15 protein-coding genes are annotated in these 13,887 nt (G+C 43.2%); 10 read left to right on the forward strand and 5 right to left on the reverse strand.

Going from position 1 to position 13,887, the window contains the following annotated elements; translation table 11 throughout:
- The first annotated feature begins 107 nt into the window (after window positions 1-107).
- The 4 genes from MHB64_RS06550 to MHB64_RS06565 all read left to right on the forward strand — a co-directional run bounded on the left by MHB64_RS06550 (window position 108) and on the right by MHB64_RS06565 (window position 2,804).
- Window positions 108-668, forward strand: a complete 561-nt coding sequence (locus tag MHB64_RS06550; protein WP_042125119.1) for an RNA polymerase sigma factor — start codon at window positions 108-110, stop codon at window positions 666-668.
- Window positions 665-1,117, forward strand: coding sequence for an anti-sigma factor family protein (locus MHB64_RS06555; RefSeq protein WP_094869955.1), 453 nt, complete (start codon window positions 665-667; stop codon window positions 1,115-1,117). The genes MHB64_RS06550 and MHB64_RS06555 overlap by 4 nt, the downstream gene beginning before the upstream one ends.
- Before the next feature lie 80 nt (window positions 1,118-1,197).
- Window positions 1,198-1,695, forward strand: coding sequence for a hypothetical protein (locus MHB64_RS06560; protein WP_341133985.1), 498 nt, complete (start codon window positions 1,198-1,200; stop codon window positions 1,693-1,695).
- A gap of 17 nt (window positions 1,696-1,712) precedes the next feature.
- The gene (locus MHB64_RS06565; RefSeq protein WP_094869957.1) at window positions 1,713-2,804 is read left to right on the forward strand and encodes a DUF4097 family beta strand repeat-containing protein; all 1,092 of its coding nucleotides are present in this window, start codon (window positions 1,713-1,715) and stop codon (window positions 2,802-2,804) included.
- Window positions 2,805-2,884: 80 nt separating this feature from the next.
- Here MHB64_RS06565 and MHB64_RS06570 read toward each other — a convergent pair whose 3' ends face one another.
- Window positions 2,885-3,865, reverse strand: coding sequence for an aldo/keto reductase (locus tag MHB64_RS06570; protein ID WP_341133986.1), 981 nt, complete (start codon window positions 3,863-3,865; stop codon window positions 2,885-2,887).
- 176 nt (window positions 3,866-4,041) lie between these two features.
- Between MHB64_RS06570 and MHB64_RS06575 the strand changes: the two genes are divergently transcribed.
- The 6 genes from MHB64_RS06575 to MHB64_RS06600 all read left to right on the forward strand — a co-directional run bounded on the left by MHB64_RS06575 (window position 4,042) and on the right by MHB64_RS06600 (window position 10,836).
- Entirely contained in the window at window positions 4,042-5,109 is a 1,068-nt protein-coding gene (locus MHB64_RS06575; RefSeq protein ID WP_341133987.1) for a hypothetical protein, read from the forward strand.
- A 209-nt stretch (window positions 5,110-5,318) separates the two neighbouring features.
- Window positions 5,319-6,401 carry a 3-isopropylmalate dehydrogenase gene (leuB, locus tag MHB64_RS06580; RefSeq protein WP_094869960.1) on the forward strand — a complete coding sequence of 361 codons (1,083 nt, stop codon included), beginning with the start codon at window positions 5,319-5,321 and terminating at the stop codon, window positions 6,399-6,401.
- Between the two features lie 161 nt (window positions 6,402-6,562).
- Window positions 6,563-7,102, forward strand: a complete 540-nt coding sequence (locus MHB64_RS06585) for a peroxiredoxin (protein WP_341133988.1) — start codon at window positions 6,563-6,565, stop codon at window positions 7,100-7,102.
- Window positions 7,103-7,329: 227 nt separating this feature from the next.
- Complete coding sequence (locus MHB64_RS06590; RefSeq protein ID WP_042125131.1) at window positions 7,330-7,737, forward strand: hypothetical protein; 408 nt, start codon at window positions 7,330-7,332, stop codon at window positions 7,735-7,737.
- Between the two features lie 367 nt (window positions 7,738-8,104).
- The gene (locus tag MHB64_RS06595; RefSeq protein ID WP_094869962.1) at window positions 8,105-9,208 is read left to right on the forward strand and encodes an ATP-binding protein; all 1,104 of its coding nucleotides are present in this window, start codon (window positions 8,105-8,107) and stop codon (window positions 9,206-9,208) included.
- Between the two features lie 122 nt (window positions 9,209-9,330).
- Window positions 9,331-10,836: a leucyl aminopeptidase gene (locus MHB64_RS06600; protein ID WP_341133989.1), complete on the forward strand. Its 1,506-nt coding sequence runs from the start codon at window positions 9,331-9,333 to the stop codon at window positions 10,834-10,836.
- A 93-nt stretch (window positions 10,837-10,929) separates the two neighbouring features.
- Here MHB64_RS06600 and MHB64_RS06605 read toward each other — a convergent pair whose 3' ends face one another.
- From MHB64_RS06605 to MHB64_RS06620, 4 genes are all read right to left on the reverse strand, one after another.
- A complete protein-coding gene (locus MHB64_RS06605; protein WP_179281580.1) occupies window positions 10,930-11,076 on the reverse strand; it encodes a hypothetical protein in 147 nt (48 codons plus the stop codon).
- A gap of 103 nt (window positions 11,077-11,179) precedes the next feature.
- On the reverse strand, window positions 11,180-11,359 hold the full coding sequence (locus MHB64_RS06610; protein WP_094869964.1) for a FeoB-associated Cys-rich membrane protein: 180 nt from the start codon (window positions 11,357-11,359) through the stop codon (window positions 11,180-11,182).
- 44 nt (window positions 11,360-11,403) lie between these two features.
- Entirely contained in the window at window positions 11,404-13,416 is a 2,013-nt protein-coding gene (gene feoB / locus MHB64_RS06615) for a ferrous iron transport protein B (protein ID WP_094869965.1), read from the reverse strand.
- Window positions 13,413-13,679 (reverse strand): FeoA family protein, encoded by a 267-nt coding sequence (locus MHB64_RS06620; RefSeq protein ID WP_306440392.1) that lies wholly within the window; start codon window positions 13,677-13,679, stop codon window positions 13,413-13,415. The genes feoB and MHB64_RS06620 overlap by 4 nt, the downstream gene beginning before the upstream one ends.
- Window positions 13,680-13,887: the final 208 nt, after the last annotated feature.

The following is a 13,887-nucleotide window of genomic DNA, read 5'->3' on the forward strand; positions in this document are numbered from 1 at the left end:
TTCGACAAAAAACAATATATTCCTTTCACAAAAATATTTCAAAAATTAAAAAAAGTTGTGATTAAGTTGCAGGGGAATAGAATTGGCTGGCGTCTAACGTTATGTAGGTGAAGGAGGGGAGAAAGCTGGAAGAGGCGGAATGGATTTCTGCTGTGCTGAACGGTGAACATCAGGCCTTTGGGCATTTGGTGACACGTTATCAAGGCATGGTATACAGAGTGTGCGTCAAGATTACTGGAGAAGCCGAATCGGCCAAAGATATGGCCCAAGAGGTTTTTATAAAAGCATACAAAGCGCTCCCCTCTTTCAGAGGACAGTCTACCTTCTCGACATGGCTTTATCGGATAGCCTATCGAACCTGTCTGGACTGGAAACGGGCCAATGATAGGGAGTGGAGGCATCGGAGTGCAGCTGATTACACTGAGAATGATTGGGTAACGTCTCAAACACCAGAGCAAGAGGTGCTAGAGCAGGAACAATCAGCTGAGCTGGGTGAGAATGTGAACAGCCTTGCGGAACCGTACCGGTCGGTCGTACAGCTGTACTATTTTCAGCGAAATTCTTATCAAGAGATAGCGGAGCAAAAAGGTGTTTCCGTTAAAACTATCGAATCGCAGCTTTATCGTGCCAGACAGATGATGCGTAGACAAAGGGAGGAATTGCGATGAATTGTGCAATAGTGAAGGAATGGATGCCACATTACATTGACGGTCTTCTGTCTCCAGATATGGAGCTGAGTATCCGGTTGCACATACAATCCTGTCCTGATTGCGCACAGTGGCTGGAGGAAGCGAAAGAAATGTCAGCTCTTTGGTCAGAAATGGAAGCAGACAGCGAATATCAACATGAACAGATGGACTTTCCAGATCTAGCAGCAGGTGTTATGGCCCATATTGAGCAGCTTGAAACAGGACGCAGGGAACGAGCGATTAAAGCGACGAGCGTAAGACGTCGTTTTGCTCCTAGAACATCTTTGACACATTATGCGGTGGCTGCCTGCTTGAGTTTGTTATTGTTGCAGTTTGGCGTTTTTGAGAATTTGGCTTATGGGATCACTGAAATTAATGGTCATGTGTCGAATTCTGTGACCCAATGGTTTGGTGGCTTTAGAAAATAGTCATAAAGAGATTTATAAATAATAGATGGATTCAGGTAAACTGAAAAGTTTATGCTATCCAAATTTTAGGAGGATGTATTATGATTAAGAAGAGACGTTGGCTCACTTTTATGCTAGCTATGATTCCTGGTGTAGGTCATTTGTACTTAGGCTTCAAAAAGCAGGGGCTGCAGTTTATGATCGGGGCTTCCTTATGTATTATGTTTATTCCGTCTGAGCCCATGATCTTTCCTTTTGCGCTAGCTGCACTGTGGTTTTACCAATTGTTTGATGCCCTGCAGAAAGCGGCTTGGATGAAAATAACTGCAGCCGAACATGAGCGTATGATGTTCCATCCTGACGGCTTCGGAGAGCCTTGGACGATGGGGATATCCTCTATGCCAGGTTACCCACATGAAGATGTGAATCCGGCTTGGGTTGGTGTTGGATGTGTTGTTGCTGGGTTCCTTATGCTGGTGATCTCAGCATTTCCGACGCTTTGGAGAATGTTAATTGAGATTAACATTGGTACGATCTTGCTATCACTGGGTCTGATTGCGTACGGTCTGAAGATGCTAAGAAACAATACGAGAGCGTAAGAAACGGGGATTTCACTATGGGGAGATGGAAAATCGGGAGTTTCACTGCAGCTATAGGCTGCATCGCACTTGGTGTCATTATTGTGATGGCTCAGTATAATATGATCAGCTATGAAGTACTTGGTTATTTATGGCCAGCATTGTTGATTCTGTTCGGACTCGAGATGTTGCTAAGATTGTTTATCAAATCCGATGCCAAAAGTCGTGTGAGCGGTTGGGCGATCCTATTGATCATCCTGTTGGTTGGAGCAAGCAGTGCACAGAGCGTAATGGCCGGAGGCTCACTTAGCAGTTTAATCGGGAATACACATTTAACCCCACTAAGCGGCAATGTCGAAGTGAAAGACAATATTACGACGCTAAAAATCGTACTTCCAAGTGGAAAAGTAAAGGTCGAGGGAATAGATGGAAGCTCATTGGATTATGAGGGAAGCTTACTCTTACCTGGAAAATCGCAAAGTGAAGCCGAAAGTTCGTTGGAAAAGAAATGGAAAGTAAAAACTGAGGGAGATACGCTGATTATGGAGCTCGATACAGATCATAATTGGTTCTCTAATATTCAGTTTGGATTTAATACTAAAAGTCCTTATTTAAATGTAAGTGTACCTAGCAGTCTTGCCGTTGAGGTAGATACTAGTGACGGGTCAATAGAAGCCTGGGATTTGAAGTCTGGCTTAGTGGTTGACACTAGTAATGGGGTTATAAATATTCATGATGTTGCTGGTGGAGTTGAGGCACATACCAGCAATGGCTCACTGACTGTTCAGAACATCCAAGGTGGGGCGCAGCTCAAAAGTTCTAATGGTGCGATTATTTTGGATAATATAGATGGAGCGTTGACTGCAAAGAGCAGCAACGGAAAGATCACTATTCATTCAGCAGTGACTGGAAAATGGAAATGTTCGTCTAGTAACGGAAAGATTACGGTGGGATTGCCAACTGTGTCCGATGCGAAGATTACAGCGGATACTAGCAACGGCTCACTGAAGGGGAATATTCCTTGGGATCTAGACGGGGACAGCTTTGGCACTGCCATTCTCGGTAAAGGAACTTATACCGTGGACTTAAGTACAAGTAATGGAAGTGTGACCGTGGACACAGCTGAATAAGTACGAACAATAAAGGGAGTTAAGGCTTCAGCGATTGGTTCTGCTGAAGCCTTAACTCCCTTTTTCAAATTATAAGAAACCTACCAAGCGTAAGCTTTAGGAGCTTCTCCGCCCGGTCCTGGGAAGATCTCATCTAGCCGTTTAAGGACAGATTCATCTAGCACAATCTCAAGACTGCGTAGTGCACTCTCGAATTGCTCTAGTGTGCGTGGTCCAATAATTGGTGCGGTTACAGCAGGATTGGCTAATAACCATGCTAGCGCTACATTATCTTGTGGTTCTCCAAGCTCCATACATAAGCTTGCAAAAGCCTCAAGCTGATCTTTGTATTGCTCTACGCGCTCGGCATTTCCTCCACTGCGGCTGCCTTCTATTTTCTTAAGTGCATTGCGTCCAAGAAGACCTCCATCCAATGGGCTCCAAGGAATAACGCCTAATCCATGATGGAGAGAGGAAGGTAATACTTCAAGTTCAGGAAGGCGACAGGTCAGGCTGTATTTATGCTGCTCAGAAATCAAACCTAAGAAGCCACGTGCCTTGGCCTCTTGTTGGGCTACAGCGATATCCCATCCTGCAAAGTTACTGGAGCCGACATAACCAATCTTTCCTTGGTTTACAGCAAGCTCAAAAGCCCCCCATAGCTCGTCCCAAGACACACTACGGTCAATGTGATGCATCTGGTACAATTCAATATGATCGGTCTGGAGACGCTGCAGAGACCCCTCTAGATGGCGGCGTATAATATAAGATGATAGTCCGCCCTCATCATTAGGCCCGTCGAGCTTATCGCTCATTGCACCGTATACCTTGGTAGCTAACACGACCTTTTCACGTCGCCCACCGCCTTGTTTAAACCAACGACCAATAATCGTTTCTGTTAAACCGGAATTCTCGCCCCAACCATAAATGTTAGCGGTATCAAAAAAATTAACACCTGCGTCGAGTGCAGCGTCCATAATACGAAAGGCTTCTTGTTCATCTGTTTGTGGGCCGAAGTTCATTGTTCCGAGACATAGCCGACTGACCTTCATACCGGATTTGCCAAGCTTAGCATATTGCACTTCGCATTCACTCCTTAGGTAGATGATTTCAACTTTATTGTAAACAACTTATTAATCAAGGGCAAATTTGCCCAGTACTTCGCTGGTGCTCGTTAGCGTAGCTTTTATGTTTCAGAAACTTTTTTTAGTTTATAATGTATTTACAATGGAAAAAATTTCATAATGGAGGAAGCGCTATGAAAAAGAGCTTCAGTATTATTTTCGCAGGAATTATCGGAATGCTTGTATTCACAAATCAATCCTATGCTAATCCATCGACGTTGCCTCCAAGCTTGGACAGTACAGATGTGCTTTCTGTTAGTGGCGATCTCGTCGCAATCATAGATCATAGCACTAACAAAGCAGACGTGGTCAATGTAACAACAAATAAGGTAGTCAATCTTTCAAATGATGCTCATACGATTCTCGATCTTAACATGATGAAGAATCCGCAAAAAATAGTGCTGCTAAAGAAATCAAATGGCAACGAAATTACGAAAACGGTCTTTACCTATGCCGGAGAGCAGATTAGTAAAACAGAAATACCGCTTAAAGATGCGGCAGACAAAATCAAATGGGTTGCTCCTACGGGGAAAGTAAACGAACGAATCATGGTTCAATTTGGAGATTCCTTTAATCTTTATCAGTATCCTTGGACTAAGCCAAGTGTAAGCTTTAACGCTAAGATTAACGACAACGGATATGAAAGTGTAAACGTTCAGGGTTGGGATTTTGTTGGATATCCTTATTTAGCTATAAAGTATCAAGCACAAGGTATAATGAGCGATGATTTCTTTGTAAGAACAATTAATTTATTTCACCATAATGAAAAAATGTTTAAAGACTTTAATGCTGATATTAAGCTTAAATTTATTGGTCCAAATCTTGCAGTATACACATCATACATTTACCAGCCAGTTCCAGCTAACGCGAAGCGTCCTGTTTCAGATGATCCTCAGAACGTGTTCCGTTTGATGAATGTTGCAACCGGAAGTGCACCAACCTCTATTAAGCAAGCTTTTAAAGAAGAGGGTGATCTTTCGGGGTGGAAGACGGACTTTATTAACAATCAAGTGTTTGTTGGGGATGTATTAGAACAAACCTGGTCGTTATTTTCGCGAGAAGGAACTCAGATCTTAAAAGAGCAAAAATGGCCTGAAAGTGGTAATAGCAAATTTTTGAGCTACGATTCAAGCACCAAAACTGCCTATTTCCTGAAATATTCAGGTGGAAACATTGACGTAATTTCAAATCCAATTCATTAATAAAACGTGAAAATGCAGAGCCGCTACAGGGATGATCCTGGGCGGTACTTTTTATTACTCAAGAAAATCTTCCTTCACAATAATTGTTTTATAGGCTATGCCTATCAACTCAATAGAATCTATATCTTTGTCCTTTACGACTGGGTATGATACAACAATATAAAGAAGAACTATGTCTGTTAGAGCAGACCACTTGAGGAGTGACTGAGATGAGTGAGGTTAAAAAAATCGCCGTAATCGCAGGGGACGGTATTGGACCTGAAGTAGTAGCTGAAGCAGAAAAAGTATTAAAAAGAGCGGGAGAAGTATTTGGGTATACCTTTGAAACGGAGCACGCTCTATTTGGAGGCATTGCAATAGACGAAAGAGGCACACCGCTGCCGGAAGATACACTAGAAATCTGTCGCAGTGCTGACGCTGTATTACTGGGCGCTGTGGGCGGACCGAAATGGGATAACAATTCAAAGGAGCTTCGTCCTGAAACCGGATTGCTTGGCATTCGTAAAGCGCTTGGGTTGTTCTCAAACTTACGTCCTGCAGTTGTATTCGATTGCCTTAAGGATGCTTCGACATTGAAGCCAGAAGTGCTGGAAGGAACAGATCTTATGGTCGTTCGTGAGCTGACTGGTGGTATTTACTTCGGAGATAAACTGCGTCGTCAAGGTGAACATGGTGAAGAAGCGGTGGATACCTGTGTGTATAACGTAATGGAAGTGGAACGAATCGTGCGTCAGGCTTTTGAAATTGCTGGTAAGCGCCGCAATAAGCTGGCAAGTGTTGATAAAGCGAATGTACTTGAAACATCACGTTTATGGCGTGAGGTCGTAAATAAGATTGCTCCAGAATACCCTGAGGTAGAGGTAGAGCATGTACTCGTTGATAACTGCGCGATGCAGCTGCTGCGCCGTCCATCCAGCTTTGATGTTATCGTAACCGAGAACATGTTTGGTGACATTCTGAGCGATGAGGCTGCGATGTTGACAGGCTCTATTGGTATGTTAGCTTCCGCTTCGATGGCTGACGGTAACTATGGTCTCTACGAGCCCGTTCACGGCTCCGCACCTGATATTGCTGGACAAGGGCTTGCGAATCCGATTGCTACGATTTTGTCCTTAGCCCTGATGTTCCGTTTAACCTTTGGTTACGAAGATGCGGCTGCTGCGATAGAGGCTGCTGTGGCTGAAGTATTGGATGCAGGTCACCGTACAAGTGATATTGCCGTAGATAAGAGCAAAGCGCTTAGTACATCTGAAATGGGCGACCTGATTGTTGCAGCTATCCGCAAAGCATAAAAAAATATAATTCCTAATTACGATTATAGAAGGATTTGTCTAAGATTGACTTTGATTTTGTACGATGATACCATTTGATATGTAGACAAAATGTAAATTATTCCAGCATATCACGACATGAAATGGTTGGTTTCTTACATAATCAAAGGAGGATTTTGGCAATGGCTGAACGTTTAGTAGGTAGACCAGCTCCAGATTTTACTATGCAAACCGTATCGGGCGATGGTAAGGATTTTGGTAAAGTTAGTCTGTCCGACTATCGTGGCAAATGGCTGGTACTCTTCTTTTATCCTCTGGACTTTACTTTTGTATGTCCGACTGAAATCACAGCTCTTAGTGAAGCAGCTGCGCAGTTCGAAGCGCTTGATACAGAAATTCTCGGCGCGAGTGTAGATTCGGTCCACAGCCACAAAGCATGGATCAATACACCTAAGGATTCCAATGGTCTTGGCCGTTTGAATTTCCCGCTTGCTGGTGATATTACTAAACAAGTAGCTAAAGACTACGGCATTCTGATTGAAGAAGAAGGTATTGCATTGCGTGGATTGTTCATCATTGATCCTGAAGGTGAATTGAAATATCAAGTTGTTAATCACAATGATGTAGGTCGCAGCGTAGAAGAAACACTTCGTGTCCTTCAAGCCCTGCAATCTGGTGGCTTATGCCCAATGAACTGGAAACCAGGTGACAGAAACCTTTAAATGCTGTTCTGCTATTATCTGATCTTTGATATTCTGATTTCAACCTCCTTGCAGAAGTTTTTCTGTAAGGAGGTTTTTTGCTCCAAAAAGTCCTAAATAAAAAATGGATTTGAAAATAGGCGTGAAAAGTTATATTATGTCCTCGAGTGGAGGAATCTCCATTGGGGTAATGTAATACAATAATAAAAACTCAGATGAGTTAGTCATTCTAAGGAGGGTGAACAAATATGAGCTTTTGCTGTGGAGCGAGTATGGTAGGAACAAAGGGAACCCTTAAACATTATCGCACGCAAGTCCATAATGTTCCCCTGCTTTTTTGTCCGGTATGTCATCGTGTAGAGGTTCACTATAAGGTCGAAAACGAGTATGAGATTTTGGCGGAATACGCACATGGAGACGGTGTTACTGATGTGGATTTTCAGGACTATGTCATGGAAGACGAAACTGCAATATTCGAAAATGTCATTAACATCGAGAGTGAAGAGCCTCTAGCTATTGTGCGGAGTCAGATCGATATGGCGCTTGACCTGCTTGCTGTAGCCAAACAGATTGAGGATACGAAGTGGGAACGGGAATTGAAGAAAAGATTAGCTGTGATGAGTCAAAGACGCCTTCGTCTGCAACAGAAAGCGTAAGATTATTTACAATTTGGGGTTGACCCATTTCTTTAACAAGGCCTTCGCAACTGCGAGGGCTTTTATCTTTATCTAAATTTTTTCTAACGGGTTTAAATCAATTGAACGAATTAATAGTAATAAATATAATTTGATGTGATATTTTATATGTCTTTGGAATCATTTTATGAATTTTTTTATCATTCGACAGTTTCTCTGATTGCGTTGTCTACTTCACTTGGATATGATTGGAATATAATTGAACCGGTTGGAAAAAGTGCAACGATTACCGAATGTTCTGGCGGCTTCGTCATATACTCAAATACATAGTAATTTGATGTCGCTTTAGCGTCTTCGTCAAATGCAGTAAAAGGGGGAACTTCGTATCGTGATTAGCCAATATCAAGAAAGTCTTCTATTACCGGGAAGAACCTATCAATCAGGGCCTGTGGATACTACATACGAGGATGTACTAGAGAATATTGACAGCGGAATCATGCTTTTTGATGAAGAGGGAGTTATAAGTTTTGTAAATAAGCAAATGTACGGGATGCTCGAATTAACCCGTCACTCCCTTGTTGGCTGTACAATATCACACCTATTATCTAACGTTAGACTAAGCCGCTTTAAGAAAAAGCAAGTACTGCAAAGCTATAGAGAGATGGTATACAAAGGAAAATCAAATTATGAATTTTTAGACGAGTATGGCCGTTATTGGAAGGTTACATTATGCTGTGGAGAACAAATGAAGGGTTGTTATTTGTTTACAGTTAAAGAGATCTCCGATTATAAGTTGATTGAACAAACAGCTTACCAAAACGATAGTTTGGCTGTGTTAGGTAAATTATCTGCATCTATTGCCCATGAAATTCGGAATCCATTAACCGCGATCCGTGGATTTATTCAATTGCTTCACCCGCATCTGCAGCAGCTTGGGAAACAGGAATATGGCAAGATTATATTGGCGGAGATCGATCGGGCGAACGATATCATCCATGAATTTCTAACATCATCCAAGCCCTCAGTTCCTCAAGTGGGAATGATTCCTGTGTCAGCCTTGCTCAAGGAAGTAGTGCTGCTTACAGAGAGCGAGGCCTTGATGAAAGGATGCCAGATTAATCTGCATTCTTTTCAGGGGGATATGATGATTTCTGGTGATGTAAAACAAATGAAGCAGGTAGTCCTCAACATGATTAGAAATGCCATGGAGGCCGTTACAGATAGGGCAGATGGTCTAATGGGTCAAATAGAGGTTGGAGCCCGTAGAGAGGGTTCTGAGGTCCGTATTTTCATTTCTGATAACGGTAAGGGAATGGATATCCGTACACTGGACAGGTTGTTCAGTCCATTTTTTACGACGAAGGAGAATGGGACTGGGCTCGGGCTTTCCGTGAGTGATCGAATCATCAAAAATCATGGTGGATGTATTTCTGTCAGCAGTAGAGTTAACGAAGGTACTCATTTTGTAATCTCATTGCCATTAATCCATTAGTACACTTGGTTAGAAGAAAGAGTGTTAAGAGGCTGATCCCTGCGGATAATACAGATGCAGAGATCGGCCTTACTTATGTTACAATGGGGATTCGCTTTGGGAGACAAATGGAGGTATTCACGATGAATATAGAGTTTAACAGTGCCAGAACCATTAATGAAATTAAGGGTGATGCCCTTGTCCTTATCATTTCTGAGACGGAGGCAGAGCATGGTGGTGTCTCTGAGCAATGGAATGACAGAATTCGCCTATTGGCGAAGGCAGGACTATTTAGTGGGAAGCTGAATCAGACTTATGTACTACCTTTAGAACATCCATCCGGTTGTCCCGTTGCAATTTTGGTTGGTAAGGGGGACCAACTTCTTACGTCTGAAGATCTACGTCAAATGGGAGTTCAGGTCGCACGTGCAGCCCTTCGTTTGAAGGCGATACAGATAGTATTTCAGGTGGCTGAAGATATTCAGGAGCTAACAGTAGAAAGGGATATCGGATCTATTGCCTACGCGTTGTCTGAGGGGTTATCACTCGGTTCTTATCGACGTCCCACTTATAAGCAGGAGCAATCTCAATATACAGGTCCAAACTCAGTAATTTTCACAATGGAGAAAAAGCCAGCGGTTGCTATCGAGCAAGATTGGAGTCTGGGCATTCAGAAAGGGCTCGCGCTTGGTGAGGCTACGAATTTGGCGCGTAACTTGACGAATATGCCAGGCAATATGCTGACTCCATCTGACCTTGCTATGGCCGCTATAGAAGTTGCTGAACGTTATGGATTTCCTTCCGAAGTACTGGATGAACGCGAAATTGAGCAAAAAGGTATGGGCGGTTTGCACGCAGTGGGAAAAGGAAGTGTTAACCCTCCGCGAATGATCGTCATCCGTTACCAGGGAACGGGGCACTGGGATAATGTAGTAGGGCTGGTCGGTAAAGGGATTACTTTTGATACGGGGGGAATTTCCTTAAAAAGAGCCCCAGGCATGGAAGAATTAATCAGTGATATGGGAGGCGCAGCGGCTGTGCTTGGAGTAATGGAGGCATTAGGCCGATTACGTCCACGAATTAATGTCGTAATGATCATTCCATCTGCTGAGAATATGCCTTCAGCTAATGCCTTTAAACCCGGGGATATCATTACATCAATGAGCGGAAGAACCATAGAAGTATTGAATACCGATGCAGAAGGCAGACTTGTACTTGGCGATGCGCTGACCTATGCTCGGGAATGGGGAGCGAAACGTGTTATTGATGTTGCTACGCTGACAGGTGCAGTGCTGTCGACATTGGGAGATATAGCTACAGGTGCTGTTACTAACAACGAGGAATTTATGGAGCAGTTTCTGACAGCAGCTAATGTTTCGGGTGAAAAAATATGGCAGCTTCCGGCTTACCCGGAATTCCGCGACATGCTAAAGAGTGAAGTGGCCGATATCCGTAACACCGCAGGAAGATTCGGTGGAGCCACTACGGCTGGGTTATTCGTAGGGGAGTTTGCGGAAGGTCTACCGTGGATACATCTAGATATTGCTGGAACCGCATTTCTTTCTAAAGAACGTGGAGTTAATCCTAGAGGCGGTACAGGAGTCATGGTTCGCACCTTGATTCAGTGGTTGCTCAGCGAAAGCGAATGATCAGCTCTTCATAAACAATAAGAGGTGCCTCCTAAACCATACTCCGGTTTAGGAGGCACCTCTCCCTTTGCTGGAATTCAAGAAATAAGAAGCTTAAACAGTGCGACTGGATTTTTTGGCCTTCGATTGAGAAGTGAAGGATTGAATACCGTTCATAATTTTATCGCGAGTTCCCTTATTCTTGAGTAGATATGCAGCTCCTAATGCGACCGTTGTAAATAACGTTTTTTTAGTGTTCATAGGAATTACCTCCTTGGGATTGTCTGTAGTTACTTATAACAAACATACCCGTTAGTAAAGGAGACTAAACGAAAGAACTTTATTTATTGCACATAATACAAGCCTACTTCTTCTTGTTAACAGGTGTTGAAGAGCAGGAGAGGGGAGAATCTAAAGACGCTGCAGAACAGGTCTTACCCTTATCACAGCCAGCGCAAGCGCCTTGCTTGCCCTTTTGCACATGTCGATAGATGATCCAGCCTGAATAACCGAAGATCAGAGTGACGATCAGAACATTTATCATTACGGTGCCCCACTTTCATTAAGAAAATTAACAAATTACAAGTTCTACGACCAGCCTAATAATCGCCCACCTTGAAAAATAACAAAAGATACGATATACGCCAGAGCAAGAGAATAGCCCATGGAGAAGAAAGTCCATTTCCAAGAGGCGGTTTCCTTTTTGATAACCCCTACCGTGGCCAGACAAGGAATATATAACAGAATAAAGGCCATAAAGCTGATTGCACTCAGCGGGGTAAAGACTTGTGAGATTTGATTCTCTAATCCAGCGGTATCCGGTGCGTGATAGATGATATTCATCGTGGACACAACAACCTCTTTCGCTAAAAATCCTGGAACCAAGGTAGAGCCAGCCTGCCACGTTCCGAAACCAAGCGGTTCCAGTAGCGGTGCAATCATGCCTCCGAATTTCGCTAGGAAGCTATGATCCATTTCTACATCAAATCCGCCAGGACCAGCATAAGACATAAACCAAATAATCGCTGATCCAGCAAGAATAATCGTTCCTGCCTTACGAAGGAAACCTTTGCCCTTCTCCCAAGTGCTGCGCGATAAGGTTTTGATCTGCGGCATACGGTAAGGAGGGAGTTCGATAATGAAGACAGAGGATTCATTCTTGAATAAGTATTTAGAGAATACCTTACAAAGAATTAGGGCAAAAACAATACCCATAACATACATAGAGAGTACGGCAAACGCTTGTTGCTCAGGGAAGAATACAACTGCGAATAATGCATAAACAGGTAATCTTGCAGAACAAGACATCAGCGGCATTAACAGTGTTGTCAGCATGCGGTCTTTGGGCTGTTCGATGCTTCGCGCCGCCATAATGGCCGGTACATTGCAACCAAAACCAATAATAAATGGAATGAATGCTTTTCCGTTCAGTCCCATTCGTTCCATGGTGCTGTCCATCAACAAGCAGACCCTTGCCATGTATCCGGAATCCTCTAGGAAGGAAATGATCAGAAAGAGAATGAAGATTTGCGGAACAAAGACCAGTACGCCTCCTACACCGCCGATGATGCCATCCACAATCAACGCATGCGTGAAGCCTGAAGCTCCAATGGTCTGAAGCAGAGAGTTCGTTCCATCACTAATAGGGCCGGATATCAGGCCATCTAAGATATCCGATAGGGGGCCGCCAACCCAGTCAAATGTAGTCTTAAAGAGAGCATACATAAAGAAAATGAATAAGGGCAGTCCCAAAAATCGATGAGTCAATACCGAATCTAGTCTTTCAGTTAAGTTATGGGGCTTCTGAGCTGTCGTATCAAGGACTTCGACACAAATACTGCGAATATACTCCATACGGTTCGAACGAATCCATTGCGGGAGTGTCAGGGCGAGTTTTTTGAGTTGTAGCTCACTCTGACAAGACTCACAGATATTTAGCAGTCCCGTAACGTCTATACGCGACTTCAAAAACTGAAGTATAACCGGATTCTGCTCCATGAGCTGTAGAGCGACCCAACGATGATTGGGCAGATCTTTTATAGAACGTAATTTCTTTTCTATAGAAGATATCGCTCGCTCGACTACCTCACCATAATTCAGCTTGAACTTTACAGCAGGAATAGCTGATGATTCCTCAAGGATGCTGAGCATCTGTACGCTGCCTTTACCGGTTCTTGCTATGAGTGGGAGGACGGTGACACCCAATCTTGATTGTAAAATGGTTTGATTAATATGAATACCACGCGCATTAGCGACATCAATCATATTAAGACCGAGTACAGTGGGCTTGCCATACTCAAGTAGTTGAAGTGTGAGCAGCAGATTACGTTCCAACTGGGATGCATCCACGATATTGATTAATGCTTCAGGGGATTCTTCTATCAGATATTGGGCTGCGACCCCTTCATCACGGGAGAGTGGGTGAAGAGAATAGATGCCGGGCAAATCAATGAGCTTGCCTGCCCCGTTCTTCAGATTTCCGATCTTTTTCTCAACCGTAACGCCTGACCAGTTACCTACATATTCGTATGAAGTCGTTAATGTATTGAAGAGAGAGGTCTTACCTGTATTGGGATTGCCCACAAGAGCTATAGAACTCAAGATACGTTCACCTCAATCAGAGAAGCTTCTTTGCGGCGTATGGCGAACAGCTGGCCGTTACATTCTAGCGTAATCGGTCCCCAAAAAGGCCCCTTTCCTTTAAGACGGATGTTCACACCTTCTGACACTCCGAGATCAGCAAGACGCCGGCGTAGAACAGGGTTCATCCCTTCTATTTTATGAATATTTCCAGCAGCACCAGGTTGTAATTGCAGTAAGGAACAGCAGGTAGAAGTAGCTATTGTAATCCCTCCAAAAGAGATTGAGAATCAATCTCAACTGTTTTCTTGTAATGTAGCATTTTTAAGTGTTTGTATACTGTGACATTTGTCCCTGACTTACTGTGGTAATTACTTTAAAGTGCTAAAGGCGAAATACCTTTACAATTTATTCTTCATTAAAGTATGATTGAACGATATAAATTGCATAGTAAAGCTATGCTAGAGGTTATAATGATTGCAATAGCACATA

The organism is Paenibacillus sp. FSL K6-2859 (assembly GCF_038008265.1).
In the GTDB taxonomy this organism is placed as follows: Bacteria; Bacillota; Bacilli; order Paenibacillales; family Paenibacillaceae; genus Paenibacillus_AQ; species Paenibacillus_AQ nitricinens.

Bases quoted from the DNA above. Each gene is read 5' to 3' on its own strand.
- MHB64_RS06605 (WP_179281580.1), bottom strand. From the start codon at position 11,076: ATGAACACTAAAAAAACGTTATTTACAACGGTCGCATTAGGAGCTGCA.
- MHB64_RS06565 (WP_094869957.1), top strand. From the start codon at position 1,713: ATGGGGAGATGGAAAATCGGGAGTTTCACTGCAGCTATAGGCTGCATC.
- leuB (WP_094869960.1), top strand. From the start codon at position 5,319: ATGAGTGAGGTTAAAAAAATCGCCGTAATCGCAGGGGACGGTATTGGA.
- MHB64_RS06555 (WP_094869955.1), top strand. From the start codon at position 665: ATGAATTGTGCAATAGTGAAGGAATGGATGCCACATTACATTGACGGT.
- MHB64_RS06560 (WP_341133985.1), top strand. From the start codon at position 1,198: ATGATTAAGAAGAGACGTTGGCTCACTTTTATGCTAGCTATGATTCCT.
- MHB64_RS06585 (WP_341133988.1), top strand. From the start codon at position 6,563: ATGGCTGAACGTTTAGTAGGTAGACCAGCTCCAGATTTTACTATGCAA.
- MHB64_RS06575 (WP_341133987.1), top strand. From the start codon at position 4,042: ATGAAAAAGAGCTTCAGTATTATTTTCGCAGGAATTATCGGAATGCTT.
- MHB64_RS06610 (WP_094869964.1), bottom strand. From the start codon at position 11,359: ATGATAAATGTTCTGATCGTCACTCTGATCTTCGGTTATTCAGGCTGG.
- MHB64_RS06600 (WP_341133989.1), top strand. From the start codon at position 9,331: ATGAATATAGAGTTTAACAGTGCCAGAACCATTAATGAAATTAAGGGT.
- MHB64_RS06590 (WP_042125131.1), top strand. From the start codon at position 7,330: ATGAGCTTTTGCTGTGGAGCGAGTATGGTAGGAACAAAGGGAACCCTT.